The following is a 26,353-nucleotide window of genomic DNA, read 5'->3' on the forward strand; positions in this document are numbered from 1 at the left end:
CTGGGGGTGCCGGAGTGGGCTCCGGCACCCCCAGGTGCGCTATACCGCGTCGCGCTGGACCAGTTGGAACTGAATCCCGCTGGATGTCTCGGGCTGTGTCCAGGCATTGAGGTTCGGGCCGACCGGGACGGCCTCGCTCGTGGTGAGCTGGACACCGAGCCCCTGGACTGCCTTCATGATCGCGGGGACGTCGTCGACCTCGACGCCAATGTGCTCGATCCGGGCCTGGTTTTCGTCGCCCAGTCGGCGTCGGCGGGCTTCCTCGGTTGTGGGCTCAATAAGCTCGATCCGACCGTCACCGCAGTGATAGAACGCGATCTTCACCTCCCGCTCGGGCACCTCCTGCGCCCTTTCCAGGCGCATTCCAAGGCTTTCCAGGAATGCCCTCGCTGCGGTGATGTCATCTACCACAACGCCGATGTGGTCAATCCGCTTGAACACGTATGCCTCCTACTCGCCCGGTGTTTTTATGCGTGCTCTTTGGAGAACTTGTTGTGCAAACCTGACATCTGAGGCAGGTTTGACATGTTGAGTAGAAGTAGGTCTCCGTCCGCTTCCCCGTTCTTGAAGTGGTGCACTGACCAGGCTGGTATGAGCATGACGTCGCCCTCGCTCAATTCGACCGTTTCCTGGGTCTCGTCAAATACGACGACCCCCGATCCGGACCGTATGAAATAGAGGTGCCACCAGGAGTGTGAGTGTGGGGTGGTGCTTTCGCCGGGACGGACGGCCTGTAAGGTCATCGATGCGCCCGGGAAGATTTCGTGACTGCCTTCGGGCATGGCCAGGGTGAGCGTTCCGTATTCCGTGTGCTCGGCCACTTCGAGCTCTTTGGCTAGGACCTCCCCCTGCCATACGACCGGGGCCGGCCTGTTCCGCACGTGGAGTTTTCGAAATTCAGGGTACGGAAACTGACTTCCGGTCTGCACCGGCATTTTCTTCCTCCCAGGTGACGTCGTGTCGGTGTCGGATGTGCGCGACCATGTCGCGCACGGTGGTGTCGGCATTGAGGGTGAACTGCGAGGCCATTCCCTGTCTGGGCAGCGCGTGGGTGTAGAACTGCGGTCCCTCGACGAGGTATCCGAGCGCCCAGGCGGTGTACAGCGGCTCGCCATCCGACGTGATCGGTCGGCCCCGCCCATCAATGTCGATGCCACCCGGCTTGAATGGGCCGTTCGCGTAGGGACGAATGAGGCCCCGTGCCAGGAGGTTCCCGATCAGCGGCGACCTGTCGCGCTCGGGGTGGAACGCGTCGAGACGGGCGATGACCAGCGTGTCGGCGTAGCGGGTTTCCGGACCGTCGGGATAGTCGGTCCGGATCGCGAACCGTGCCACCTCCCGGTCGAGGACGACCCGGCACCCTGGGCCGCCGGCCAGGTCCACTACCCCGGCCCGGAGCAGCGCGAGGAACTGGTGGTTGCGGTGCCGGGGCGGACCGAACGAGACCCGGTTCATGACCGGGACGTAGGTTGCGTTGAACTCCTGGTGGGACGTGGGGGTGAGCCGGGAGTATTCGACGGCCTGCCGCAGGCTCGCACGGGTGTCGCGGATGACGTCGGTGGCGGCCTTCACGGGACTCGTTGTGTTGCCGAGTTCTGCGTGCTCCAGGTCGTGGGAAACATATTCGACGAAGAACTGCGTGAACGCGTCCTGGCTCGCGAATTCTCTGCCACGCAGCGGGTCGATGATGTCCTCGATCGCGCGCTGCTCGTCCGGGGTGAGGTCGTACTCCTCGGGGGGGACGGGGCGCTGTTCCTGCGCCGTGCGATAGGCGTATCCCATTTCCTTCAGCAGCAGTGGAAGGACTTCTCCGGCGAAGTCGAGTCTGGGGTCGTTGCGGCGGCAGGCCGCCTGCTCCTGGAGGCGCAGCACCGCTTCCTTGGTGAAGAACTGCGGCCGGTGCTGTCCCGTGACACCCTTCTGATTCACCCCCCGGGCACTGAACGGCAGGCATTGGCGTGAGAACAGCCGGATATCGGGCTCGCGTCCGGAGGGGCGGTATTCCATGTCCTGGCCGGAACCGTGGAATTCACCGCCGCGGCCAACGGTGAGTTCGGAAATGACGTCGTGTGCGGTCAGCCCAAACCCCTGTACGGCGACGGACGATCCCGGGGCGATGTCCTGGAGCCGGTGGACCGGATAAGGGGTGGGACAGTACCTGAGCCGGGGGTTGCGGTCGGCATTCTCCCGGGCGAATTCCTCGTACAGGCGGTCCTCCTCAGTGGGGACCCGTTCGCAATGCCCGGTTGCCAGGAAGATATAGTCGCTGGGAAGGACGAAACCCTTCGCCAGGTGGACTGCGAAGCGTCCACCGTCGCTCGTCTCGATGTCCACAGCCCGATCGCGATGGTGCACGACGCGGATCTGCGGTGGCAGCGACCGAACCGTCCGGTCGAAGACCCAGCTGAGGTAGGCACCGAGTACCTGCCGTGGCAGGTAGGTGTGTTCCCCCACGGCCTCACCCGCGCCCTGGCCCGTCGGGTAGAACGCGGCGTCGAATTCCCGGTAGCCGATGCCCGCCGCCCATTCGGTGAACGAGGGTCCCCGGCCGCCGGTGAACATCGTCACCTGGCTCGCAACGGTGTTGGTCAGTAGGTGCGCGGGCTGGCGCGCAGAGTGTGTTCCCTGGCCGCCGTCGCCCGGGTCGATGAGGTGCACGTCCAGCGAGCATCCCTCGGGCAACTGGTCAGCGAGTTCGGATATCCGCTGGAGGATGCTCAAGCCACGTGGCCCCACGCCGATGATGGAAACCTGGAGCGCCGTCATCGCACGACTCCACTCGCCGCAGCAGCGACTGCCTTGCCCCCGAGGGCAGGTTCGTGCAGGCGCACCCAGTCGGGCGCCCCCTTGACCCGGGGAAACCGCTGCGCCACCTGGGGGTCGTGCCCCGGGATGATGTGGTCGTCTCCGTCTGCCAGGGCCTCGATCGTGTCGTAGCCCTCCATCATCGGCGTGAGCTGATCGAGGATGGGAAACGGACTGCGTAGGCGGATGTTGGCCCACAGGTGGGTCGCATCGCTGGCCAGCACGACCCAGCCGCGTGCGGTGCGGACCCGGACCACCTGGGTGCCCGGAGTGTGGCCCGGGACCGGATGCACTGTCACTCCAGGAAGGATCTCGGCCTCACCCCGGTACAGCACCAACCGCTGCTCGAACAGCCCCTGGACGGCGGTCTGCACGTTGGTCAGCTCGAAGGGCTTGCGCACAATGTGGTGGCGCATGGCGGGGCCAGCGCAGAACCGGAGCTCCTCCTCCTGCAGGTGGATGCGGGCAGCAGGGAAACGATTCAGGTTTCCTGCGTGGTCGTAGTGCATGTGCGTAATCACGACATCCGAGACCTCATCGGCCGTGACACCGATGTCAGCCAGCGCTTCGACGGGGCAGCGGAACAGGGTCCGTCCCCGGCGCAGCGCCATCTCCTCGGGGAATCCGGTGTCCACCAGCAGCAAGTGCCGATCGTTGCGGATCACCCAGAGGTAGAAGTCCATGGGCATGTCGGAGCCCGGGGTGAACTGGCCCTCATCGGTCAGAAAATTGTCCCGCGCGGGTCGGTCGGCGTGCGTGCCGAACCGGAGTGCGAGGACTTCGTACGTCGGCTGTGTGACTTCGCCCATGTCTGTCACGCCCCCACGACGGCAAGCGGCTCTCCGAGAACGGAGCCTTCGACGCCGGACGGCTCGCTCTCGAAGAAGAAAGCACGTTCTCCGAAGGCTGGGACGAGCTGGTCGAACCAGGTGGCGGCGGGGTCGAACTTCGCGTAGAAGGGTTGTCGCACGAGGTGACCCTGACGCGCCTGCAGGAGTTGCAGGGCGAAGACTTTTTCGCCTCGGATCGTCGGCATACCGTCGATGAGCACCTTGCCCGGGAACGCGCTCATCGACGGCCCGCGCACAGTGCGGGACAGGCCGGAGACTGAACTGTAGGCCGTCTGGAAGATGTCGTAAGCCTTGGCCAGCGGAAGCTCGAAATAGGAGCGTGCGCCGGTATCGCGCTCGACGAACATGTAGTATGGGACGGCACCCAGCTTTACGCCTTGGGTCCACAGCTCGTGCCAGGCATTCGGGTCGTCATTGATGTGCCGCAGAACGGGGGACTGCATGCGGACGACTGCACCGGTCCCGTTGATGCGCCGCAGGGCGTTCTGCGCGACGGCAGGGCGTAGCTCGGCAGGATGGTTGTAGTGGCCCATCAGCGCGATGTGCTTTCCCGCTGCCACAAAGCGCTCGAACAGGCGCAGCAGGTCGTCGGCATCCACGTCGCTGACGAAGCGCTGCGGCCAGTAGCCCACGGCCTTGGTGCCGATCCTGATGTTCTGGACGTGGGCCAGTTCGGGCGACAGGAGCGGTTCGAGGTACCGCTCCAGAGTGGCCGTCCGCATGATCATAGGATCGCCGCCAGTGATCAGCACGTCGGTGACTTCGGGGTGCTGCTTGAGGTAGGCGGCCAACCCCGCCGCGTCCCGGGCTGCGAAGTGCAGGTCCTCCTCCCCGACAAACTGCGGCCATCGGAAGCAGAACGTGCAATAGGCGTGGCACGTCTGGCCGGCGCTCGGAAAGAAGAGAACGGTCTCCGCGTACTTGTGCTGGATTCCGGGGACGACTTCGCCCTCCAGCTCCGGCACGTTGTGTGTCTGCTGGCCGGCGGGGTGCGGATTCATGCGGGAACGGACCACGTGGATCTGCTTGGCCAGCTGCTGCTTGTCGCCCGACCGCAATAGGTCACGCAGGGTGGTGTAGTCGCCCGGGTCCAACATCGTCTGGTGCGGGAAGTTGAGACGGAACATCGGGTCGTCGGGTATGCGGTCCCAGTCTATGAGTTCTTCGAGTACGTATTGGTTAGTCTTGAACGGCAGAACGTGGGACACCACGTCGACCGCCTCACGGAGGTGCTGCGGAATGCGCTCCCACTGGGGTGCCCGTTTTATTGATGAGCGATTGTAGGGCTTGAATTTGGCAGGGCTGAGGGTGCTCATAGGGATTCCTCGTCTGCATTACGGAAATGGGCATCGACGACCGCGGCGAGGCAGCGGCAGAACAGGATTGTCTGGCCGCTTGATGGGGTAGCGCAGATTGGCATGGAGACTCCCGCGCATTTCTGCCCCTCCATGCTCACAGGGCCCCGGGGGGCCTGTCTTGCGAGCTATCCCCACTCGTCTCACCAGAAAGCTAGCCAATGATTCAAGTCATGAGAAATAGATCGACCTGCCCACTTATTCGGTCCATGCATGAATGATTTCTATGAGCTCCGTGAATGAATCACGTGTACACAGCATGAGTACCTTCTCTTCTGACTAAGATCGACGGCAGAGTGATCAAAACAGGCAGCGGGGGGCTTTCGTTGAACAGTCAATTCACCGTCGGCATCGTGGGGATGGGGCCGCGCGGGCTCATCATGCTGGAGCGGCTGTGTGCCAACGCTGCGACAGACCTGGATCGTGATCCCACGACCGTGCACGCCATCGACACGGGTCCGGCCGGGGCCGGACGAGTCTGGAGCCCAGATCAATCCATGCACCTGCTGATGAACACAGTCGCGGCCCAGATAACGATCTTTACTGACGTGAGCGTCTCGTGTGTCGGTCCGGTAGTGCCGGGCCCCAACCTGTACGAGTGGGCGACTCTGCTCACCACCATGGGTGCAGTCGCGGAATACCCGGACGACGTCCTGAAGCAGGCACGCGACTTGGGCCCGAACTCCTACCCGACGCGCGCCCTTTACGGGCACTACCTACGTTGGGCCTTCCAGCGCATCATCGAGACCGCGCCACCACACATAACCGTACGCGTCCACCGGGACCTCGCGGTCGAACTGGACGAGCGAGGCGAGAAGCAGATAGTGCATCTCGCTGGCGGCGACCACCTCGTGCTCGATGCTGTGGTCCTCGCCCAGGGGCATCTACCGACCGCGCTTTCTCCTGCCGGGGCGCCACGAAGCGGCGCCCGCCATATCGTGCCGGGCAACCCGGCGGACGTGGACCTAGACGCGATCGCCCCAGGGGAGTCTGTGGGCTTGCGCGGCCTCGGGCTCGCCTTCTTCGACTACCTGACTCTGCTCACTCAAGGACGCGGCGGCGTGTTCGAGGAGCGTGCGGACGGGCGCATCGAGTATCGCGCCTCGGGGCGGGAGCCACGCCTGTTCGCAGGCTCCCGCCGCGGCGTCCCTTATCACGCACGCGGTGACAACCAGAAGGGCATGGGTGAACGACATCAGCCCGTCCTACTGACCACGCGGACCATTCGAACGCTGCGTGAACGCGCCGCATCGCGAGGCGACGTCTGCTTCCGCAAAGACGTGTGGCCGCTAATTGCCCGAGAGGTCGAACTCGTCTACTACCGGGCGCTGCTTCGCCGCCGTGGTGTAGCGACCGAGACGATAGCGGCCTTCCTGCAGAGCTACCTGCTGTCTCCTGCAGGGAGCCTGCTGGAGGAGCGACTGCTCCGGCGCCACAGTGTCGCGGAGCGCGACCGCTGGAACTGGCAGACTATCGAGACCCCCTACGACGAACACGCTGTGCGCGGGCCTGCGGAGTTCACACGCTGGCTCGTGACTCACCTTGAGCGCGACGCCGTTCTCGCACGCGGTGGCAATGTCGACGAGCCGGTTAAAGCCGCACTCGACGCCCTGCGTGACCTGCGCAATGAGATCCGCCAGGTTGTCGACCATGGCGGTATAACCGGGCACTCTTACCGCGACGAACTGGCCGGTTGGTATTCCCCGTTCAACGCGGGCCTTTCTATCGGTCCGCCCAGAGGGCGCATCACGGAGATGGCCGCGCTCATTCGTGCCGGTGTCCTGGAGCCCGTGGGGCCGGGCATGCGTGTTACACCAGTGGCGGACTCCGGCGGCTTCCTCCTCTCGTCGTCCGTGGTGCCGGGGCCGCCTATCGCGGTCACCACCCTCATCGAGGCGCGCATCCAGGATTCGGACATCCGTGTGACCGCTGATCCACTGCTGCGCCGACTCATTGACACCGGCCAAGCGGCCCCGTACCGCATCCCCAACCCGGACGGCAGCCACTACGAGACTGGAGGGCTCGCGGTGACGGAGCGGTCGAGCCATCTGCTGGACGCCCGCAGGCGGGCCCACCCCCAGCGATTCGCGCTCGGCGTCACCACGGAGGGCGTGCACTGGGCGACAGCTGCCGGCGTGCGGCCGGGCGTCGACTCTGTGACGCTGAGCGCCGCAGACGCGGTCGCCCGGGCGATGCTCGACCGTAGGGCGAACCGGTCCGCTAAGCGGGTAGAGACGAATGCCTCGTGAGCACACTTGCCCGTGCCGACCAGCACAGTCCGCTCGGTCTGCCGAGCCGTGATCCCGCGGGCCTGTCCACGGCGGTGGGAGTCGCGGCGGTCACCGTCCTCACCTCGTTGCCGGTGTTCCTGCCCGGCGCGGCGAACGGCCTGATCTCCGCGGAACTCGGGTGGAGTTCTGCGCGGATGGGGGCTGTTCTGGCCGTGTACTGGCTGGCGTCCTTGGCGGGTGCCGTTGCCAGCAAACGGACCGCGCTACCCACGGCGGTTGAACGCACGATGGCCTTTGCGTTGTGTGCCACCTGCCTCGGGCTGTTCTGTGCGGCGGTGGAACCGGTCGTGGGCCTGTGGGGCAGCTCGGCTGTCGGGGGCTTCACCTACGGTTACACCCAACCGCACACAAACGCCCTGCTCATGCGGCGATGCGCGCCACGGTTGCGCGCGCTCGCCTTCGGCCTGAAGCAAGCGGCGGTGCCAGCCGCGACCCTGCTCGCCAGCATGGCTGTGCCGCTGCTCGCCGGTCCAGCCGGCTGGCGGGTGGTGTTCGCTGGCACGGCGCTGCTGTGCGGCCTGGGCGGTGGTCTTCTCGCACGGCATGCCATTCCCACCGGGCGGCCCCCAAAGACGGGGCGGGATTGTGGTGAACCGCTGAGCGGGGGTGCCTATCTGATGGCCGTCAGCTGCGCCGGCTTCTTCGGTGCGATGGTGGGTAACGGCCTAGGCGGCTTCCTGGTGCTTGCGCTGACGACACGGGGCGCCTCGCTGTCGGTCGCCTGTGCTGTGGCGACTGCGGGTGCCGCGCTGAACATCGTGGTCCGCCTTGCGGCGGGCTGGATGGTCGGAAGGGCGCCTCGGATCGTGTGGGCGGCCCTAACAGTGCTGTTCGTGACCGGTGCCGCAGGCACCCTGCTCCTGACGCACATGACACTCATGTTGAGTGCTATAGGGGCCGTGCTTGCGTACGGTGGCGGCTGGGGCTGGGCGGGGCTGCTGCACTACGTCATCGGCCTGCCCTACCCCGGCCAAGAGCAACGGGCCACGGCCTACAGCCAGATGGGGGTCTCTTTAGGAGCCGCGACCGGGCCAATGGTGTGCGGCCTGCTGTTCACCCTGCGCCCGGACGCCGCCTGGTGGTTGCTGACGGCGGCCGGGGCGGCCGCCGCGGTCTGCATCCTCGTCGCCCGCAGGTGTGCCCCGACCCGCTCGGACGCTGTGGCACTCGACCGCTGATTTCCAGTCGGCCGCACTTCCGCCGTGCGCAACCTGCCCCGTATATGGTGATAAGTCACGTACAGGGCAGGGATGCGCCATAACTTGCTCGGCATCGCCAATCGCCCGCCGAACCCGGCACGGGTTTGACAGCAGCAGGCTCACTCGGGTGGTGGTGACGGACCATCAGGTCGAACCTGAGTCAATCTTGAGATTCGCCACGACCCGCCTGGCGCCGTCGATTGCCCGGCGAAATGCCGCAGGGTCCTGTTGAGCGCGAGCCAGAACGTACCCGCCCTGCACTGCCGCAATGATCAGTGAGGCCATCACATCCGGGTCGGTATCGGGCTTGAGCTCGCCACTTCGTACCCCGTCCGCGAGCACCGCCGACAGTCGTTGGCCGACCCAGATGAAAAAGTTTGCCGCGGGTGCACGTAGGTCATCGTCGGCGACAACGTCGTAGTCCTGAGTCAGGCGTCCCATGCGGCAGCCCGCCAGCGGGTCGCGTTCCAGGTCGAGGAAAGCATTGACGCGCGCGACGGCCGACTCCTCCACGGCCAGCGCCTCCTCGGCCCTGGAGCGGAGCTGGTCGCTCATGTGCATCATGGCCGCGACCGCGAGATCCGCCTTCCCGGAGAAGTGGTGATACATGCTCCCCTGTCCCGCGTGTGCGCGTTCAAGAATCATTGCCGGACTCGTGCCCGTGTATCCCCGCTCCCACAATAGGTCGGCTGTAGCTCGGGTTAGTGCCGCCTTCGTGTTCATGGGATCAGTGTACCTACCACTCGTTACAACGGAAAGAGGAAGCGGCCCTGGTGCGACGAAGGTGGCCCGGCACCGCAGTGAATCGTCTCGGTGTTAGCTCTGCGCGGTTTTCGAGTCCGGGACGGGCGAGGTGCTGGTAGGCAGTGCAGTGGGGGTCATGGCTCTAGAGATCAAGGACATATGAGCGACAAGTGGAGGGCTTGGACACCATGACCGAGAACACTTCCCGCACCGCGGGCGACGAGGCCGACCGCGGTTCCGGCCCGGCTGATGGGGCTGGCGCGCCGGTCATCCTGAGCAACAAACCGGGCTCGTTCGCCTGGGGTGTCCTGGCCAAACGCCATCCGGCCATGATCCAGCAGGTACGAGACGCCTTCCCGTACGGTTGCCGACAACACGAGGCCCTCGATGCCCTGCTGGACGAGATCACCAACGGTGTCATCGAACAGCTCGCTCCTACGGAGCTCGATCACTGGCAGTGGTCAGGCTGGGGGCGGGATTACTTCGGGGGATCGTGGTTCGATGCCCCGTTCCTGTGGGCGGAAAGCTATTTCTACCGCAGGCTCCTCGGCGCCATCGAGTACTTCGGCACGGGCCCGTGGCGGGGAGTCGACCCCTTCGCCCCCTTCACGCAGGCCGAACTGCGCAGCGCGGCGGCGGGCGAGGAGCTCAGGGACGCACTCGCCGACGTGCCGGCCGACGAGCGGTCCACGGCTGTGCTCCACGCCTCGCTCTGGGGCAACCGCGCTGACCTCGGCTTCCGCGTCACGGCGGGGGAGCCGACCCTCGGCGACGCTGATCCGGGCCTGGTCGCGGACGACAGCGTCGCGCTGTGGTCACTCCTGCCTCCCGGAGGGCTGAACACCGTCGCCATGGTGGCGGACAACGCGGGACGAGAGCTGATCCCGGACTTGATCCTCATCGACCACCTACTTGAGTACCAGCACGCTGAACAGGTCGTACTCCGGGTCTGTCAAACGAGCGGCTCTGTCTCACATTCGGTGGTGACTCTGTGTGGCGAGGGTCGTTGATATCGATGTGATGGATGTCAACCAGCTTGTGCAGATGGTCTTTTCGGGGATATCTCCGCTGGTCATTGAGGATGTGGTCGACGAGGGCGAGCGGGTCGTGGTGAGGGCGCGGACTCCGAAGGAGACCGCGCCCTGCCCGGTGTGTGGGGCGTCGTCGGGGCGCGTTCACGGTTATCACTGGCGGACAGTGGCCGACGTACCGGTCGACGGCCGACGAGTGGTGGTCTGCGTACGGGTGCGGCGTCTGGTCTGTCCCACACGTGGCTGCCGTCACACCTTCCGTGAGCAGGTGCCCGGAGTGCTGGAGCGTTATCAGCGACGTACCACCCGTCTGACCGCGCTGGTCAAGGCGGTAGTCAAGGAGTTAGCGGGCCGGGCAGGGGCACGCGTGCTGGCGATACTCGCGGTAGGTCTGTCGCGCCACACGGCTCTGCGTGCCCTGTTGCGGATCCCGTTGCCCACGGGAGGGGTGCCCCGCGTGATCGGCGTCGACGATTTCGCTCTGCGCCGGCGGCACCGCTATGCCACCGTGGTGATCGACGCCGAGACCCATGAGCGGATCGACGTGCTGCCTGGCTGCGCGAGCATCCGGGCGTCGAGGTCGTGTGCCGTGACGGCTCGGCGACCTACGCCGAGGCCATCCGCCGCGCTCTGCCCGATGCAGTGCAGGTCGGCGACCGCTGACATTTGTGGCACAACCTGTGCGAAGCCGCCTCGAGCGAGATCAAGGCGCACAGCACCTGCTGGGCCACCGTGCTGGAGGCGCCCCTGTATGAGGGGCCCCGTGCACGGACCACCCTGGAACGCTGGCACCAGATCCACGACCTCCTCGACCAGGGCGTGGGCCTCCTCGAATGCGGCCGCCGTCTGCAACTGGCCCTGAATACCGTCAAACGCTATGCCCGAGCCGACCGGCCCGAGCGGATGCTCCGCGTCCCGAAATACCGCGCCAGCCTCGTCGATCCCTACCGCGAGCACCTGCGCAAACGCCGGGCCGACGACCCCGCCGTCCCCGTCCAGCACCTCTTCAAAGAGATCAAGGCCCTTGGCTTCACGGGCTGCCTCAACCTCCTGCACAAGCAACCAAGGCCGCGCGGACGCCGACCGCAGCCATATCTCCGCACGCAGACTCGCCCGGATGCTCCTCACCAGGCCCGACAACCTCAAGGCCGAGCACCACGATCTCCTGGCCCGGCTCACCGCCGCCTGCCCCGAGTCGACCCAACTGGCAGCCCACATCGAGACCTTCGCCCCACTTCTGAAGCCTCAGCCAGAAAACGCCGACACACTCGACCAATGGGTCGCCCAGGTCCGCGCGGCCGATCTGCCGTATCTGCACGCCTTCACCCGCGGTCTCGAGCGAGACCGCGACGCTGTGATCGCCGCGTTCACACGCCCGTACAGCAACGGCCCGACCGAGGGCGTCAACACCAAGACCAAGCGGATTGCCCGCCAGATGCACGGACGAGCAGGCTTCACCCTCCTTCGCCACCGCATCCTCCTCGGATAACGCCACACAGAGTCACCACCGAATGTGAGACAGAGCCGAACGATTTACAGACCCCGTTACAGCACCCGCCATGACGACGGCAGGCCCGACACCGGCCGCACTGTCACCGGTCTCGCCATCAGCGTCCTCGAACCCCGCGAACCACACGCCCCAATCCCCGCCATCTCCCGCGACGACCGGAACACCGCCCTCGCCGACCGCCGCCGCCACCGGATCCTTGGCCTGCTCGAAGAAGACCCCACCCGCCTCTGGCGCCCCCGCGACATCGCCTCCCACTTCGGCGACATCACCATGGAGACCATGTATCGACAGCTCTCCAGATGGGCCGAGACCGGCCTCATCCATAAACTCGGCCCCGGCCTCTACGCCGCCACAGCATGGACCCCAACACCCCTTGCGTGACCTGCGAAAACGTTAACTACATCAAGGCCCTGATGGCTCTCCTGGTCGGCCAGGTCATCCGGCCCGCCTACCGGCGGCTGCTTGCCCAGCACTTCAACTTCACCCTCGGCCAGGGCCAGACCCGCCTCATGATCGACCCGGACGGCTTCGCCCAGCTGGAAGCGCACTGTGACAAGACCGACCGGACCGGGCAGTGCCGCACCGGCGCCATGAACTGCGTCGCGATGATCCTGCTGAACAAAGGCGGCCGGATCGCGGATATCACCGTCGACGACTCCGTGGAGTTCGCCGCCGCCATGCGGGTCAGCCACCGCGCCGCCCGCCACGTCACGCTCTTCTACACGCTGCTGTTCGAGATGGGCATCCTCGGCGACGACGCACCGCCCTCCCTCGCCGCCGCACGATCCCACGGCCAGCGGGCAGGCGGCCCCGAACGCGGGCGGCGAGGTGATCGTGGACATCGACGGGGTCCTGGTCTCGCGCACTCGCAGAAGGAACACGCGGCCGCGACCTGGCGGAAGGCCTTCGGTCATCACTCGCTGTTCGCGTTCGTCGCCCCCGGCCGGGCAGGGTCCGGCGAGCCCGTCGGCGCTCTGCTGCGGCCGGGGTCTTGTGGGTGGCCGACGGATGCCGGGCCGGCACGCCAGGTTGGACTTTCGTCGTTGGCCGTCGCGACCAATGGCCGGCGCGGAGCAGGTTGAGAGGGGCTTAACGTGACCGGGTGACTCGTGTGGAATCTACGGCCCTTAAAGCATCGGCTCGCCAGGCACTGGCAGCGAGGCTGCGTTCGGCTACCCTGCGGCTGGCTGCCCCGGGCAGCGCTCTCTTGGTTCCCGGAATGTGGTCTCCCTGGCGCATAGTGGGCGAATCGCTGCTGAGCGTAGCGTTTGGGCTGCTGGGAGCAGGTCTCGCGGCCCTGGACCACGGCGGCACCGTACGGATCGCTGCCGCCGGGCTGGTGATCGCAGCGCTGTCACTTCTGCGCCGGACGTTGCCCGCGTCCGTGCTGCTGGTGACGGCCGTCGGCTCTGTCCTGTTCGGCGGTCTCGCTCCGTTGGTCCTTGTCGCCGCGTGGTCGGCGGGGCGGCGGATCGACGGGGTCGGCAGGGCCGTCGGCACCTTCGCCCTCGCATACGTCCTCAACCTCGGCCTGGCAGTCGTGCAGGCGCTGCCTCACCTCTCACTGCCCCGCTTGGTCTTCGGTGTCCTGTGGCCGCTGGTCGCGATCATCGTTCCCGGCCTGGCCGGCCGCTACCGGTCGCAGCACCATACGCTGACCGACACGCTTCGGGAGTACGAGGCCCAGCAGCAACGCGAGCGCGCGATGATCGCCGGACAGGCCCGGGCGCGGGAGCGTCAGCGCATTGCGCAGGACATGCACGACAGCCTCGGCCATCAGCTGGTGCTCATCTCGGTGCACGCGGGCGCGCTGGAGGTGGACCGCGAGCTGACCGGACGGCAGCGGGAGGCAGTGGGGGTGCTGCGCGAGGCGTCGGTGGCCGCGATGCATGAGCTGCGCGAGGTGGTACAGGTGATGCGGGACAGCACGGAGGCTCCACACGAGGACCGCACCACCCCAGGCGTCGCGGCTGCTGCGGCGGCGGAGGCGGAGGACACCACGGCGCTGTCGCGCGGGGTGGCGGGCATCGAGGGCCTGGTAGGAACGTCCCGGAGCGTGGGCGCGGCCGTGAAGCTGCGGCACTCCGGCGAGCCGTGCCCGCTCCCCCCGGCCGCCGATCACGCGGCGTACCGCATCGTCCAAGAGGGCTTGACCAACGCCCACAAGCACGCCCCGGGCGCCCCGATCACCGTCGAGCTGCGGTATGAGCCGGACTCGCTGGTCGTGGAGGTCGCCAACGGACCTGCAACCAGGACGACGGACAACGGCCGGGGCGTGGTGAGCGGCGGCCAGGGGCTGACCGGGCTCGGTGAACGGACCCGGTTCATCGGGGGCCTGGCGCACGCGGGCCCGACGGCGGACGGCGGCTTCCGGCTGGCGGGCGTGCTGCCGTACACATCGCCGGAAGGCGGGATCCCGAGCCCCGAGCCCGGCAACGTGACGACGACGTTCGTTGATCCAACGAACACCTTTTGGCAGCAGACCCCGGGGGACTCCTTGGACGAGGGTGGTCCCGTCATGAACGGGAACGGTCTGAAGGAGCTGGCCAAGGCAATGAGCAGGAAGAACGGAAGCGGCATAGCCATCGGCTGCGGGATGGCGGTACTGATTCCTCTGCTGCTGGTGATCGCCGCCCTCGGCGTCGGGGGATACTTCCTCCTGAACAAGGCGGAAGAGGCCAGGATCGAGCCGAAGCAGTACGACGCGGTGAAGGTGGGCCAGTCCGAGGCAGAGATCCGCAAGCAGTTGCCCAAGGAGAACTCCTTGGTGACCGACGGCCTGGAAACGGATGCGCCGCCCGTGCCCAAGGGCGCGAAGTGCCTCAGCCTGACTTCCACGGAGTCCAGCAACAATCCGGACAAGGAGCCGGTCTTCCGGTTCTGCTTCAAGGACGGCAAGTTGACCGAGAAGAAGTCTTTCGAGGTGAGGAACTGAGGAGTAGCGGGCGCTCGATCAGGGATGATGGCGAGTGACCGCAGGTAGACACTCAAGGACCGCGCAGGGGAGTCATGATCAGGGTTCTCGTCACGGATGACGAGCCGCTCATCCGGGCAGGCGTCAGGATGATCCTCTCCTCCGCCGACGACATCGAAGTCGTCGCCGAGGCGGTGAACGGCCGTGAGGCTGTCGAACTGGCCCAGACCCGCCGCGTGGACGTCGTGCTGCTCGATATCCAGATGCCGGTCATGGACGGACTGACGGCCCTGGCCGAGCTGCACCGGACCGTGCCTGACACGCGGGTGCTGATCCTGACAACCTTCGGGGAACAGCGAAACGTACTGCGCGCACTGACTGGGGGCAGCGTGGGCTTTCTGCTCAAGGACTCGGCGCCCGCGGAACTCATGCGCGCGGTCCGGGCTGCCGCGGCCGGAGACGCGTACCTGTCGCCGGGTGCCACCCGCCGTGTCGTGGACTCGTTGGCGTCCAGCCAGAGCGCCCACCGTGCTGAGCAGGCCCGCTGCCGGCTGGACGCGCTGACCAACCGCGAGCTGGAGGTCCTGGCACTGCTGGGTGAGGGCCTGTCCAACGCGGACGCTGGTCAGCGGATCCATATGAGCGAGGCCACGGTCAAATCGTACGTGAGCCGGATCCTGACCAAGCTGGACTGCGAGAACCGAGTGCAGGCCGCACTGCTGGCACGAGACGCCGACCTGGGAACCTGACCACACCACTCCGTCACTGTCGAACCGGGCTGCAAGATCGTTCGATGACCTCCGCTGACGTGGCACTCGGGCTGACATGGGGTGTCGAAGAGCGATCTTGCAGGCCGAGGTCGCCATGCTGGCGCCAGCGGTTGACCCACTTGGATGTGCAGGCTCGTGAGATTCCCATCTCAGCCGCGACGTGGGCGATGGGGCGGCTCTTGCAACGTTCGATCAGTCGTCGTCCTTCAACAGACAAAGAAGCGTTGGCGTGCGTCGTCATGACTTCACCTCTGCGCTCTGCTCGCCTCCGGCCGGAAGGGATGCCATGATCGGGCTTGTGCTCGCCGTCCGCCTGGTCTGGGTCGCGGGCGGCTGGAGGCCGCGGCCCTCCGGGGCCGGGGCGGGGGAGTCGGTGTGCGCGCATGGGGACCCGCCTCTCCGGCTGGTGGTCCGTCGGTGACTTCGACGCTACGCAGCTACGAGGATCCTGTGCGCGTCGGGCTCGTGCCGGCCCCGTTCGAGGGCTCGGTGGGGGCATGAAGCTCGGCCAGGTCGTGGAACAGCATGTTGTTGAGGTGGAAGACGTGGGTGACCTCGCGGGCGACCCGGTGGGTCTCGTCCTCGCTCATCGGCAGGGCGTCCAGGGTGGCGCGGTAGCGGCGGCGGTACGCGCTGGGGTTCCGGATGTCGAAGTGGTAGAACAGCGCGCCTTCGTGGGTGTGGCCCCAGGTCTTGGCGGCGAGGACCCGTACGATCTGGCCGCCGGCCAGGTCGCCCATGTAGCGGGTGTAGTGGTGGGCCGCGTAGCCGGCCGGCCATGCCCGTGCGACCTCGCGTACCCGCGCGCAGTAGCGGCGGGTCGCCGGGAGCGGAACCAGTCCCTGGGCCCAGTGCGGCCCGTCGAGATGCGCCAGGTCGCGCTCCAACGCGGGGACACGCAGCAGCGCGGGGTCCAACAGCGGTCCGACCAGGTGGTGGTTGGCCAGGGACTCGGCGGCGTCCTCCAGCTCCCGGTAGATGAAACAGAGCTGGCGTGACAATGCGGCGAAGGCTTCCGCCTTCAGGCGGCCGTCGAGCAGGTCGGCCATGAACGGAGATTGTCGAGTGTTCTCGTGTTCGGCCCGCTTCGCGATCCGCATCCGTTCTGACAGACACGCCGAATCCTCGGCGTGTCCCGTTGCGGGACTCGTCTCCACGGTGACCTCCAAGATCGTCCCACACTGCGGGCCTCGCGCTGGTCCGCGCTCCTTAGTCGTATATCTACGCGGGCCGACGGCTCGGTATTTTCACCCGGTCGGCGGCGTGTCCGCGCCCCGAGGCGGCGAAACCTCCCCGGTGAGCAAGCAATGCGGTGACCTCGCCCCGGGCCCGTGCGATCCCGACCACTCAGGCCGCCGCCTCCTGTCTGCGGAACCAGCGCGGGCCCGGGCAGCCTGGCCGAGGCAGTCCTGCCACAACCGGCTCGTTCAGCCGGGTCGCCCGCGTGGCTCGGCGCACGCTGCGTCGGGGTGGGAGTTCACACACCCCCAGCGGGATGCACCAGAGCCTTGCTCCGGCTCCCTGTATCTGCCCGACCTCAAGAAACGGGGCCCAATGGATCGGCTAGCTCCTGCTCCCGTTGTGCACCGACAGTCGGCCGGGGCGCTGCTCGCGGGAGGCGCTGGCGGGCCTGAACCGGGACTGACCAGTCGCCCGTCCGCGGGCCGAGGCGGCCAACCGGCTCCGGGTAGAGGCGATCTTGAGCCTGATGGGGGAACACCTGGTCGTACCGGAACACCTGGATGACTGCGTCTTCGTGACGTTTCGGCGTCTTCAACAGTTGATAGGGGGGTTCACCATCAACGCGCGTGTTTACGGCGGGAGGGATGCTGTGACCGTGTTAGCTGCCTTTACGCCTCATTGGGTGAAGCGTTCCGCGACGGATGCCAGAGCCTGTCGATGGCTTTCTGCCTGTCCCGAAAAGCTCGCAGGGCTTGCCCTGTCCGTGCTGCCCGCTTCCGCTCTGTGGGTATCGCAACCCGCAGGCACGGTGCCGATGTGAAGGAGTGCACTCGTATGACCGGCAGTTCCTCCCCAACGTTCGTCAGCTATGTCGCAGCCATCCTCGACGTGCTGTCCGCCACGCCCGGCCGGACCGTCCTCACCGGCGCCGACGGACGGGAGATCACTGCCGGCGAGCTGTGCGACAACACGTATCGGCTGGCCCGGGAACTGACCGGACGCGGCTTCGGGCCGGGCACGACAGTCTCCCTGCTCACCGGCGACACACCAGAAGCCCTGACGGCCCGCTACGCGGCGCATCTCGCCGGCGCCCGCATCGTCCACCTCCATGAGGGCATGGCGGCTGCCACCCTCGCCCACATCGCCGACAGCGTCGAGACCACGCTGTTGCTTGTCGACCCCACTCGGCACCGTGCAGCCGGGGAACTTCTGCCGTTGCCCGGGGCTCCCGCCGTACTCAGTCTGGGGACCAGCCCGTTCGGGGAGGATGTCCTGGCGGCCGCTGCTCGACACGAACTCCACCCCTTCGCGTCCCCCGTCGGGCCGGGAGACGACTTCGGTATCCGGCACAGCGGGGGAACTACCGGTGTCCCCAAGGGAATCCGCACCATTCACGGTCCCTACCGCTGGCGGATCGGCCTCCCTTTCGCCGACGCGGGCGACCCTCCCTGCTACCTCGCCTGCACCCCGCTCGCCCGCTTCTCTGGCCTTCTTGCCGACAATGCCCTGATGCAGGGCGGTTCTGTTGTCCTGCATCTCTCCTTCGATCCGGGCGCCGTACTCGCGGCCATCGCACGTGAACGGATCACCCACGTCTGGCTCCTGCCAACCCTGTTGCACCAGCTCCTCGACCACCCAGCCCTGGCCACGACCGACCTGTCGAGTCTCACCCGTATCACCTACGGTGGTTTGCCCGCTTCAGCCATCCGCCTGCGCCAAGCCGCCGAGGCCTTCGGCCCGGTCCTGTACGGCGGGTACGCCCAGAGCGAGGCCCCCGCGATCTGTGAAGCAGCCCCGCACGAGCACTCCATCACCGGGCATGGGGGCCGCATCACCGTCGGCCGTCCACTGCCCGGAGTCGAGGTCGTCATCCGTGACGACGCGGGCGAAACCCTGCCGCCGGGCGAAACGGGCGAGATTCAGGTGCGAGCCCCCAGCGTCATGCATGGCTACTGGAAACAGCCCCAGCTCACCGCCGAGGTACTGCGTGAGGGCTGGCTGCGTACCGGCGACCTCGGCTACCTCAACGAAAGCGGCTACCTCTTCGTCGTCGGACGCCGCAAGAACGAAATCCTCGTGGAGGACGGCATCGTCCACCCCGCCGAAGTGGAAGAACTCCTCCTGACCCACCCAGCCATCGCGCAGTGCACCGTCGTCGGCATCCGGGACCCCGATGAGACCGAACACATCCACGCCGCCGTCGTCCCCGCCCCTGGACACCACCCCACCCTCGAAGAGATCCGTGCCTTCGTCACAACCCGCCAAGGATCGATGTACGCGCCCACAGCACTCCACCTGCTGCCCGAACTCCCCCTCACCCCGGCAGGCAAGCCTGATACGGAGCTGCTACGCACGACCTTGGCAACAGACCCGCGCCGCGAATCCGCGGCAGCATCACAGTGAGCCCAACCCCACCCCTGCAGGCGGCCCGAAGTGCGCCTCGATCGGGTTGGCCCAGGACACGTTGGCCGGAGCGAAACACAGCTCCACCTTGTTGTTCCCGGCCCACTGGAGGATCCTGGCGCCCTTCTGGGCGGAGAGATTGCCCGTGATCACGTAGATCGGAGCGCCGTCGGGGCGGGGCGGCTCGGATGAACTTGAGCGCGGCCCGGGAGGCTCCGTCTGGCGCCCCTCGCGCTGGAGCGACGCATCGCCGCGCTGCACGCCGCTTACCACCACTCTGCGGCGGCCGCCCGCTGCGGGGCTGCTTGCTCCGTGCCGCCATCCGCCAGGGAGATCGCGGGTGGTGAGGCTTCTCGTTCGGATGAACAGCCCCCTACGGCTTGGTTGCCCACCGAAGGGCGCTGTCACGTTGTTGGGTGTGTGAGTGCCTGATGGTGTGTCGGGTGTGGTGGGGTCGGGTTCCGGCTCCGTGCTCAGGCCGCGGCGGGCAGGTCGGCGACGCCGGTGGCCTGGTCCCAGATGGCGAAGCGGGTGGTCATCTCGGTGCGGTATTCGGGGGCGGTCATCAGGTGGCGGCGTGGTCGGAAGTGGGGTGAGATGCCGCTGAACGCGGACAGGAACTGCTGGGCTCCGCCGACGCTACGGAAGCCTTTCATGGCGCGTTCGCGCTGCCGGGTGGGCTGGTGGCTGTTCTCGGCCCGGTTGTTGAGGCCCTTGTGGGCGCGGTGTTCTACGGAGGGCTTGACCTCGCGGTGGGCCGCGCCGTAGGAGCGGAGCTTGTCGGTGACGATCACCCTCGGCACCGAGCAGGTTCTCTTGAGCAGTTTGCGGAAGAAGCGCCGGGCCGCGGCCTTGTCCCGGCGGGACTGGACCAGGATGTCGAGCACGTTGCCGTCGGCGTCAACGGCCCGCCACAGGTACTTCTGCTCTCCGTTGATCTTCACGAAGACCTCGTCCAGGTGCCACTTGTCCCCGGGCCGGGGCCGGCGGCGGAGCAGGCCGTTGGCGTAGGCCTGCCCGAACTTCGCACACCAGCGGCGGACCGTCCCGTGGGAGACGACCACGCCGCGCTCGACCTCGCGGAACGACAGCGGGAAGCGGTGGTACAGCCACACACAGTGGGCCATGACCTCGACCGGGTACCGGTGCCCCTTGTACGACGGCGATGCGCTGTCCACGGACGACCCCTCCCAGCATGACCAACCAGAAGATCATCCCACCCGGTCAGTCAACGTGACAGTGCCCCCCCAGCGCGGTGACGACCAGCAACCGGTCTCACGCCAACCGAAACGGCGAGGCTAACGCTTGTCCGTAGCGGCTGGTCACCAGCGCCCACCGATCGACAGCGTGGAACGATGGCCACCATGTCCGGTCAAGTCTGGGTGTCCCTCATATCGTTGGGCGGCGTCGCACTCGGTGGCGCGCTGTCCTTCCTCGTACAGTTCGCGACGCAGCGGTCGGCCGAGCGGACGGAGCAGCGGCGGCAGCGGACCGAACTGTCCGAGGCCCGGCGTGCGGAGCGGCTCGCGCTGCTGGAGCGGTTCATCGAGGCGGGGGGCGAGGCGGAGCTCGCGGCCTTCAGACGACCGCACGAGTGGGACGAAACGACCCCCTGGTTCCTCACGACCCGAGAGTCCATGAACAGACTCTGGGTCGTGGAACGGCTGATCCGTGTCCAGTTTCCGCCGGCCGTTCACGACGCGGCACGCGCGTACTCCCTCGACCTCAACCGGACCGTGCGTGTGGGAGGGCCTGCCCGACGGAGAGAGCTTGCGCGACCACCTGGAGGACAACAGGCTGGCCTTTCTCGACGCGGCCCGAGCGGTCATGGGATAGCCACCGCGGGCCGCGAAGGCCCTCTGCCCCGACGGCGGCCCACAGCGGCCCGCCCCCCGCTGCACCCGCCCGCCACCGTCGCCGGAGCCGGCGATTTGACTTGCCCCTACATATCCAGAAAGCTAGATGCGTACCCGGGAGGGCAAGAGGCCCGAAGGCAGCTCCCAAGGATTCACAGAGAGGCCCCCATGGACCCGCTGGCCGTGCACAAGGCCCTCGCCAACCCCGCCCGTCTGCAGTTCATGCAGTGGCTGCGCGACCCCGAGAAGTACTTCGACGAGGACTCGTACACGCAGCAGGGGCTGGGCTTCCATATCGGCGTATGCGTGGGTGACATCCAGAAGCGGGCCGGGCTCGCGCAGTCCGTCGTGTCCGGCTACCTCCAGACCCTCAGGGACGCGGGCCTCCTCACCTCGGAGCGCGTCGGCAAGTGGACGTACTACCGCCGCAACGAGCCGGTGATCGCCGAGTTCGCCGCCCATGTGCGCGACGAGCTGTAGCCGCCCCGTCCTCCAGGCGTGACCGCAGAGAGCTGAGCCCCGCACGGCGCACCCATGTCAACGTATCTACTTTTCTAGATTTAAAGAAAGATCACCATGAGAAAAACCTCCGCCGCCGTCCTGGTGCTCGCCCTGGGCGTGTTCGGCATCATCACCACCGAGATGGGCATCGTCGGGGTACTCCCCCAGCTCTCCGCCGAACTCGGCGTCCCGCCCTCCACCGCCGGCTGGCTCGTCGGGGCGTTCGCCCTGGTGATCGCCGTGACCGGGCCCTTCACCACACTGCTCGCCTCCGGGATCGACCGCAAGAAGGTCCTCGCCGCCTCGATCGCGGTGTTCGCCCTCTCCAACGCCGTCTACGCGCTCACCACCCAGTACGAGGTGATGCTCGCCTTCCGCATCATTCCTGCCGTCTTCCACCCGGTGTTCTTCTCGGTCGCGCTGGCCACGGCCGCGCGCATGGTCGTGACGAAGGACGGCGAGGACGCGAAGGCCGCCACCCGGGCGACGACGACCGTCTTCGCCGGTGTCACCGTCGGGTTCGCCTTCGGGGTACCGCTGACCTCGTACCTCGCCGAACACCTCTCGCTCCCTGCCGCGTTCTGGTTCGGCGCGCTCGTCAATCTGATCGCGTTCCTGGGCATCCTGCGCCTGCTCCCGAGCCTGCCGGTCGGACAACGCGTCTCGTACGGAGCCCAGTTGAGCGTGCTCAGGCAGCCCCGGATGTGGCTGACCATCACGTCCGTCGTCCTGATCTTCGCGGCGATGTTCTCCGTCTACGGCTACTTCGCCGAGTACCTGGGCCAGGTCACCGACATGGACGGCTCCTGGGTCAGCGCCATGCTGATGGCGTTCGGCATCGTGATGATCCTCGGCAACTTCGCCTTCGGCAGCCTGCTCCAGCGGAACCTCGTCCGCACCGCCCTCGCCTATCCGGCCCTCTGCCTGCTGGTTTACGTACTCGTGTACGCGATCGGGCCACGGTTCGTCCCGATGGTCCTGGGCGTCCTGGTCTGGGGAGCCGTGCACTCCGGCGGGCTCATCGTCACCCAGAGCTGGCTGGGCAGGGATGCACGGGACGCACCCGAGTTCGGCAACAGCCTCTTCATCTCCTTCTCCAATCTCGGCATCACCCTCGGCACTGCGGCCGGCGGGTGGGTCCTGTCCGCCGCGGGAGCCCGCCGGCTGCCGTGGGTCGGAGCCGGGTTCGCCATCGCCGCGCTGGTCGTCATGCTGGTCCGGCTGAGCCTGGACCGTGCCGGACGGCGGACCCCGCAGTCCGGGGAGGTGGCCGCCTCTCACGCTGCCGTTCGCGCGGCCCCCTGACGGCACGCACCTGTCGGGGCGGAGCGGAACAGTCCGGTGCCGCTCGGAGTTGGGGGAGGGCGGTCGCTCGCGTGGCTCGTCCAGGGGCAGGCCCCGTCGTAGGGGTGCGACGGCCATCTTCACGCGCTGGTAAGGGTCCAGGGTGGAGGTCTTGCGTGGCGGGCGGCGCATCACTTCCTGCCAAGTGCCGGCTCGCGCATATTTGCTCACGGTGCGGCGGTTCAGGCCGAGTTCCCGGGCCACGGAGCTGTGGCTCCGGCCGGTTCGGGTCAGGGCATGCACGTTCTCGAACAGCCTTCGGGCGTGGCGCCCGGCCCGAGTGTAGGGGGCGGAGTTCTCGGCGGTCTCGCCGACGATTGCGGGGTCGGTCTCGCTGGTCTGGGGCAGTGCTGTGGGCAGACAGCCGCGGTGGGCGGAGGCGATGTCCTTAACGCGGCGGGAGAGGCCCTGCCAGAGGTGGAAGCGGTCGCTGACCTGCACGGCATCTGGGGCGCCGGCGGTGATGCCCCGCCGGTAGGCGAGGGAGCCGTCCCTGCAGGCGATCTCGACTCCTGGGTGCTCGCGGAGCCAGTGACCGAGCTGTTCGGCGTCGCGTCCTTCCCACAGTGTGAGCGGGAGTCGGGTGGTGGCATCGACCAAGAGGGTGCCGTAGGTGTCGCCGTGGAGCGCGAAGTCGTCCACTCTCAGGACCCGGGGCGTCACCGGTAGCGGAAGCGACACTCGCATCAGCTGGGACAGAACGGTGCAATGCGAGATTCTGATGTTCAAGATCCGCAGCGTGCGGGAGCTACTTCGTCCGGCCAGCATCACGCCGACGTCCTCGACCAGGCGCTGCAACTGCGGTGTGTACCGTTGATAGCGCATGGTCAGCCCCGCTATTTGCTCGGCGAAGGTTTTCTTTGGGCAGGCTGGGTTCTCCCAGTACAGGCGACGCACGGACAAATCGATGTGCAGTGGCCGACCTCCGAGAGCGACGTCGGCGAAGCGGCGCACATAACGGCTGTGGCACCACCCCCTGAGCTGGCCGCATCCTGTACATCCCGCCGGTTCACCGGATCTCGTACGAGCATGGACCGTCACGACGGCATCGGAGGCATCAACCGATACCACCAGCACGTTTTGCCAACTGCGGTAACAGACTTGCCAGTTCAATAGAGCACAACCAAAGGCTGCCCACCGTATGGGTCAACCGATCGCCGCACCGAGATGATCTCCGGCTACGAGAATCTTGCCAGAGCCAGACAAGTCGTACACCGACACCACCCAACCCGGCGCCGCTAGGAGTTGGCAGCCTTTGCCAGGACGCGGGCGAGTTCACGGGGGCGGGTGACCATCGGCCAGTGGCCCGAGTCGAGGTCCACGTACTCAAGGTGAGTAGCGCGGGCGAGCTCAGGACTCTCACCGGCGGCGATCCACTCCTCGGCCTGGGCGGGGGTGAACTCGGGACAGACAACCACAACGGGGACGTCGAAGCGGCGCTCGTCGGTCAACCGTACGACTCCCCTGGCGACCTCCTCGGGGACAGGAACGGCGGCGGACGCGAAGCGGTCCCGGGCCTGCTGGTCCAGGTCAGCGGCGTCCGCGCCCTCGAAAAGCTCCCACCCCGGGAAGGGCATGGCGCCGCCCTCGATCGCGAAGTGATCGGCGTAGACCCGCTCATCGGCGGCGGGGAAGCCGCCGATCAAGGCGACCTTGGCCACCTTCTCCGGTCGTGCGTCGCCAGCCAGCCAGGCCAGGGTCGATGCTGCGGAGTGCCCTACCACCAGAGGCTTTCCAGGCGCCGCGTCAACCGCGGCAAGCACTGCTGCCATCTGGTCGTCAAGCGTCGCGGAGGCGGCGCCATCACCCTGGCCCGGGAGGGTGAGCGGCACGGGATGGTGGCCGAGCGCGGTGAGTTCGGGAACGACGTCGTCCCATGCGGATCCGTCGAGCCACAAGCCAGCGATGAGCAGGATGTCCACGGTGGTTCTCCCGGAGAGTCGTCAGATCTGGTTGTCGGCACGCTACCGGGAGGCTCTGACACCGGGCTCGGCCCAGACTGCGATCTTTGAAAACCTCGGCTCGACCCAACCCAACCCGGCGAACCTACGTGGTCACAGCACTAGCGGTGGTTTGTTAAACCGGGCAGTAGAGATCAAGCGGGTGGCCTGCGCCGACGGCGTTGATCAGTGCTTGGAGTTCGGGTGGTGGCGGCTCGTTGGTCCAGGCTCGCCAGCAGCGTTGGAGGGTGGTCCAGGGGTCGAGCCAGGCCCGGACGGCACGGATCGCGCGGGGCCAGCTGGCCGGTTGGGGCTGGTGGGGTCTGTTCGTTCCCCCTCTCAGTGGGCCCCGCTGGGGTGGAGGCCGGTGGGACTGCTGGGACGACGGCGGGCTCCTGGTCTGGCAGTCGGGCGAACCAGGTGTCCCAACAGAAGGAGAACGCGCAGGTAACCAGGGTCTGGTGGCGGCGTATGGCGGTGTCGGAGCGGACCTGGAAGTCGGCCCATCCGAGTTCGTCCTTGATCTGTTTGTAGCTTTGCTCGATCCAGTGTCGAATGCCGTAGATCCGGACGACTTCGTGCAGGTCAGCGGCGGGTTCGGGACTGTCGGCCTCGCGGGGGCCGCCGGGGCGGGGCAGGTCGGTGGCCAGGTACCAGGTGGACTGCGAGGGCAGCGTAGCCGGATCGGTGGTGGCCACGACCAGGCGGACGTTCCCGTCGGGCCCCCAGAAGCCGAGGGTGGCGTCGGCGGCCCACCAGGTCTCGGTGCGCCCGTCGCGGAAGGTCCGCTCGACCTGGGTCCAGTCTCCGGGATTCTCGGGGTCTGTCCAGGTCAGGGCCCGGGCGGCGTGGAGGGGGGTGTAGGCGTCCTTGCCGTAGGCCCAGCTGCCGTGGCTCGGTTTGAGGGCCATGACGAATGGCAGGCCCGCCGCGTAGAGCTCTCGGCGGAAGCCGTCTTGGTCGCCGTAGGCGCAGTCGGCGGCCACGGCGCGGAAGGCCGTTCCGGCCACCTTGGCGGCGCGGGCGAGTTCGACGGCGATCTGCAGCTTCGTGCGGAATCCGGGGTCCTTCTTGCCTGTCGGGAAGTGGTGAGCGGGGCTGTAGGGCACGGCGTGGAGCGGGTAGTAGAGGTTCTCGTCGGCCCAGCAGGTGGTCACGGTGACGATGCCGTTGTCGGTCTTGCCCAGCCGGCCCAGCCGCTGCCGACCGATGTGCGCGGTCGCCTTCCCGTCCTTGCGGTCTCCCGAGTCGTCGATCACCAGTACCCCGCCCGCGTGCGGCGCGGTCGTCGGGTCGGCCAGCAGTAGTTCCACCCGGCGGGCGTTGACCTGCTCGTGGTCCCACGTCGACTCGGACAGAAAGAACTGCAGCCGCTGGACCGCAGCGTGCTGGGCTCCGGCCACCGGCTCGGCGCCGACCAGGCAGGTCAGAGTCTTGTTGCGGTCCCGCGGCAGCAGCAGTCCCGCGAGGTACTCCCGGAACCCGCGGCGCTGTGCCAGTGTGGAGAAAAGGTCATCGAAGCGTGCGGCGTAGGCTTCCAGCGGCCCGGAGCGGGCGGACACGGCAGACGACGGGTCATCACAAGCTCCCAGGCAGCGAGGCGACGTTCCTCTGCTACCGGCCTACCGCAGCCCTGACCCGCCGTCAACAAACCACC

18 protein-coding genes and 8 pseudogenes are annotated in these 26,353 nt (G+C 67.2%); 12 read left to right on the forward strand and 14 right to left on the reverse strand.

The genetic code is table 11. The features are described 5' to 3' along the window. Nucleotides 1-39 precede the first annotated feature (39 nt). The 5 genes from OG709_RS00340 to OG709_RS00360 form a co-directional block, all read right to left on the reverse strand. Nucleotides 40-441, reverse strand: a complete 402-nt coding sequence (locus tag OG709_RS00340; RefSeq protein WP_329164215.1) for a VOC family protein — start codon at nt 439-441, stop codon at nt 40-42. A gap of 26 nt (nt 442-467) precedes the next feature. Continuing rightward, complete coding sequence (locus OG709_RS00345) at nt 468-821, reverse strand: cupin domain-containing protein (RefSeq protein WP_329164217.1); 354 nt, start codon at nt 819-821, stop codon at nt 468-470. 76 nt (nt 822-897) lie between these two features. Next, the gene (locus OG709_RS00350; RefSeq protein WP_329164218.1) at nt 898-2,766 is read right to left on the reverse strand and encodes an FAD/NAD(P)-binding protein; all 1,869 of its coding nucleotides are present in this window, start codon (nt 2,764-2,766) and stop codon (nt 898-900) included. After that, on the reverse strand, nt 2,763-3,614 hold the full coding sequence (locus OG709_RS00355) for an N-acyl homoserine lactonase family protein (protein WP_329169019.1): 852 nt from the start codon (nt 3,612-3,614) through the stop codon (nt 2,763-2,765). The genes OG709_RS00350 and OG709_RS00355 overlap by 4 nt, the downstream gene beginning before the upstream one ends. Nucleotides 3,615-3,619: 5 nt before the next feature. Continuing rightward, nucleotides 3,620-4,972 carry a KamA family radical SAM protein gene (locus tag OG709_RS00360; protein WP_329164220.1) on the reverse strand — a complete coding sequence of 451 codons (1,353 nt, stop codon included), beginning with the start codon at nt 4,970-4,972 and terminating at the stop codon, nt 3,620-3,622. 335 nt (nt 4,973-5,307) lie between these two features. Between OG709_RS00360 and OG709_RS00365 the strand changes: the two genes are divergently transcribed. Both OG709_RS00365 and OG709_RS00370 read left to right on the forward strand, forming a co-directional pair. Beyond that, nucleotides 5,308-7,260 carry an FAD/NAD(P)-binding protein gene (locus OG709_RS00365; RefSeq protein WP_329164221.1) on the forward strand — a complete coding sequence of 651 codons (1,953 nt, stop codon included), beginning with the start codon at nt 5,308-5,310 and terminating at the stop codon, nt 7,258-7,260. After that, nucleotides 7,257-8,480: an MFS transporter gene (locus tag OG709_RS00370; RefSeq protein WP_329164222.1), complete on the forward strand. Its 1,224-nt coding sequence runs from the start codon at nt 7,257-7,259 to the stop codon at nt 8,478-8,480. The genes OG709_RS00365 and OG709_RS00370 overlap by 4 nt, the downstream gene beginning before the upstream one ends. A 165-nt stretch (nt 8,481-8,645) precedes the next feature. Here OG709_RS00370 and OG709_RS00375 read toward each other — a convergent pair whose 3' ends face one another. Continuing rightward, nucleotides 8,646-9,224, reverse strand: coding sequence for a TetR/AcrR family transcriptional regulator (locus OG709_RS00375; protein WP_329164223.1), 579 nt, complete (start codon nt 9,222-9,224; stop codon nt 8,646-8,648). Between the two features lie 209 nt (nt 9,225-9,433). On the opposite strand from OG709_RS00375, the pseudogene OG709_RS00380 reads away from it, so the two are divergent. The 3 genes and pseudogenes from OG709_RS00380 to OG709_RS00390 form a co-directional block, all read left to right on the forward strand. Beyond that, nucleotides 9,434-10,195, forward strand: a pseudogene (locus tag OG709_RS00380) (ARMT1-like domain-containing protein); the annotation flags it as partial. 70 nt (nt 10,196-10,265) lie between these two features. Beyond that, nucleotides 10,266-11,765: pseudogene (locus OG709_RS00385) on the forward strand (ISL3 family transposase). Nucleotides 11,766-11,789: 24 nt separating this feature from the next. Beyond that, nucleotides 11,790-12,167 (forward strand): hypothetical protein, encoded by a 378-nt coding sequence (locus tag OG709_RS00390; protein WP_329164225.1) that lies wholly within the window; start codon nt 11,790-11,792, stop codon nt 12,165-12,167. Here the strand turns inward: OG709_RS00390 and OG709_RS35970 are convergent. After that, nucleotides 12,128-12,628 (reverse strand): hypothetical protein, encoded by a 501-nt coding sequence (locus tag OG709_RS35970; RefSeq protein WP_443068524.1) that lies wholly within the window; start codon nt 12,626-12,628, stop codon nt 12,128-12,130. The genes OG709_RS00390 and OG709_RS35970 overlap by 40 nt on opposite strands. On the opposite strand from OG709_RS35970, the pseudogene OG709_RS35975 reads away from it, so the two are divergent. From OG709_RS35975 to OG709_RS00405, 3 genes and pseudogenes are all read left to right on the forward strand, one after another. Continuing rightward, nucleotides 12,582-12,785: pseudogene (locus tag OG709_RS35975) on the forward strand (IS1380 family transposase); the annotation flags it as partial. The gene OG709_RS35970 and the pseudogene OG709_RS35975 overlap by 47 nt on opposite strands. Before the next feature lie 220 nt (nt 12,786-13,005). Continuing rightward, nucleotides 13,006-14,721 (forward strand): sensor histidine kinase, encoded by a 1,716-nt coding sequence (locus tag OG709_RS00400; protein ID WP_329164227.1) that lies wholly within the window; start codon nt 13,006-13,008, stop codon nt 14,719-14,721. Between the two features lie 74 nt (nt 14,722-14,795). Further along, nucleotides 14,796-15,449: a response regulator transcription factor gene (locus OG709_RS00405; RefSeq protein WP_124721625.1), complete on the forward strand. Its 654-nt coding sequence runs from the start codon at nt 14,796-14,798 to the stop codon at nt 15,447-15,449. A 37-nt stretch (nt 15,450-15,486) separates the two neighbouring features. Here the strand turns inward: OG709_RS00405 and OG709_RS00410 are convergent. Both OG709_RS00410 and OG709_RS00415 read right to left on the reverse strand, forming a co-directional pair. Next, nucleotides 15,487-15,711: pseudogene (locus tag OG709_RS00410) on the reverse strand (leucine zipper domain-containing protein); the annotation flags it as partial. A gap of 196 nt (nt 15,712-15,907) precedes the next feature. Then, nucleotides 15,908-16,570 carry a biliverdin-producing heme oxygenase gene (locus tag OG709_RS00415; protein ID WP_329164229.1) on the reverse strand — a complete coding sequence of 221 codons (663 nt, stop codon included), beginning with the start codon at nt 16,568-16,570 and terminating at the stop codon, nt 15,908-15,910. Nucleotides 16,571-17,486: 916 nt separating this feature from the next. Here OG709_RS00415 and OG709_RS00420 point away from each other — a divergent pair. After that, nucleotides 17,487-19,055, forward strand: coding sequence for an AMP-binding protein (locus OG709_RS00420; protein ID WP_329164230.1), 1,569 nt, complete (start codon nt 17,487-17,489; stop codon nt 19,053-19,055). A 21-nt stretch (nt 19,056-19,076) separates the two neighbouring features. Here the strand turns inward: OG709_RS00420 and OG709_RS00425 are convergent. Next, nucleotides 19,077-19,260, reverse strand: a pseudogene (locus tag OG709_RS00425) (IS630 family transposase); the annotation flags it as partial. Nucleotides 19,261-19,528: 268 nt separating this feature from the next. Beyond that, on the reverse strand, nt 19,529-20,182 hold the full coding sequence (locus OG709_RS00430; protein WP_329169020.1) for an IS6 family transposase: 654 nt from the start codon (nt 20,180-20,182) through the stop codon (nt 19,529-19,531). A gap of 228 nt (nt 20,183-20,410) precedes the next feature. On the opposite strand from OG709_RS00430, the pseudogene OG709_RS00435 reads away from it, so the two are divergent. The 3 genes and pseudogenes from OG709_RS00435 (at nt 20,411) to OG709_RS00445 (ending at nt 22,717) form a co-directional block, all read left to right on the forward strand. Beyond that, nucleotides 20,411-20,891, forward strand: a pseudogene (locus tag OG709_RS00435) (hypothetical protein). A 188-nt stretch (nt 20,892-21,079) separates the two neighbouring features. Continuing rightward, nucleotides 21,080-21,391: an ArsR/SmtB family transcription factor gene (locus OG709_RS00440; protein ID WP_073723648.1), complete on the forward strand. Its 312-nt coding sequence runs from the start codon at nt 21,080-21,082 to the stop codon at nt 21,389-21,391. A 96-nt stretch (nt 21,392-21,487) separates the two neighbouring features. Beyond that, nucleotides 21,488-22,717 carry an MFS transporter gene (locus tag OG709_RS00445; protein ID WP_266412770.1) on the forward strand — a complete coding sequence of 410 codons (1,230 nt, stop codon included), beginning with the start codon at nt 21,488-21,490 and terminating at the stop codon, nt 22,715-22,717. A gap of 480 nt (nt 22,718-23,197) precedes the next feature. Here OG709_RS00445 and OG709_RS00450 read toward each other — a convergent pair. The 3 genes and pseudogenes from OG709_RS00450 to OG709_RS00460 form a co-directional block, all read right to left on the reverse strand. After that, nucleotides 23,198-23,581: pseudogene (locus tag OG709_RS00450) on the reverse strand (ISL3 family transposase); the annotation flags it as partial. Nucleotides 23,582-23,994: 413 nt separating this feature from the next. Further along, on the reverse strand, nt 23,995-24,678 hold the full coding sequence (locus OG709_RS00455; protein WP_329164237.1) for an alpha/beta fold hydrolase: 684 nt from the start codon (nt 24,676-24,678) through the stop codon (nt 23,995-23,997). A gap of 173 nt (nt 24,679-24,851) precedes the next feature. Beyond that, nucleotides 24,852-26,275: pseudogene (locus tag OG709_RS00460) on the reverse strand (IS701 family transposase). Between the last annotated feature and the right edge of the window lie 78 nt (nt 26,276-26,353).

It is taken from the genome of Streptomyces sp. NBC_01267 (genome assembly GCF_036241575.1).
Taxonomy (GTDB): Bacteria; Actinomycetota; Actinomycetes; order Streptomycetales; family Streptomycetaceae; genus Streptomyces.

Excerpts from the sequence above, each read along its gene's own strand:
- OG709_RS00355 (WP_329169019.1), bottom strand. The coding sequence starts at position 3,614 with ATGGGCGAAGTCACACAGCCGACGTACGAAGTCCTCGCACTCCGGTTC.
- OG709_RS00420 (WP_329164230.1), top strand. The coding sequence starts at position 17,487 with ATGACCGGCAGTTCCTCCCCAACGTTCGTCAGCTATGTCGCAGCCATC.
- OG709_RS00440 (WP_073723648.1), top strand. The coding sequence starts at position 21,080 with ATGGACCCGCTGGCCGTGCACAAGGCCCTCGCCAACCCCGCCCGTCTG.
- OG709_RS00375 (WP_329164223.1), bottom strand. The coding sequence starts at position 9,224 with ATGAACACGAAGGCGGCACTAACCCGAGCTACAGCCGACCTATTGTGG.
- OG709_RS00360 (WP_329164220.1), bottom strand. The coding sequence starts at position 4,972 with ATGAGCACCCTCAGCCCTGCCAAATTCAAGCCCTACAATCGCTCATCA.
- OG709_RS00415 (WP_329164229.1), bottom strand. The coding sequence starts at position 16,570 with ATGCGGATCGCGAAGCGGGCCGAACACGAGAACACTCGACAATCTCCG.
- OG709_RS35970 (WP_443068524.1), bottom strand. The coding sequence starts at position 12,628 with ATGTCCACGATCACCTCGCCGCCCGCGTTCGGGGCCGCCTGCCCGCTG.
- OG709_RS00405 (WP_124721625.1), top strand. The coding sequence starts at position 14,796 with ATGATCAGGGTTCTCGTCACGGATGACGAGCCGCTCATCCGGGCAGGC.
- OG709_RS00445 (WP_266412770.1), top strand. The coding sequence starts at position 21,488 with ATGAGAAAAACCTCCGCCGCCGTCCTGGTGCTCGCCCTGGGCGTGTTC.
- OG709_RS00430 (WP_329169020.1), bottom strand. The coding sequence starts at position 20,182 with ATGGCCCACTGTGTGTGGCTGTACCACCGCTTCCCGCTGTCGTTCCGC.
- OG709_RS00350 (WP_329164218.1), bottom strand. The coding sequence starts at position 2,766 with ATGACGGCGCTCCAGGTTTCCATCATCGGCGTGGGGCCACGTGGCTTG.
- OG709_RS00400 (WP_329164227.1), top strand. The coding sequence starts at position 13,006 with ATGTGGTCTCCCTGGCGCATAGTGGGCGAATCGCTGCTGAGCGTAGCG.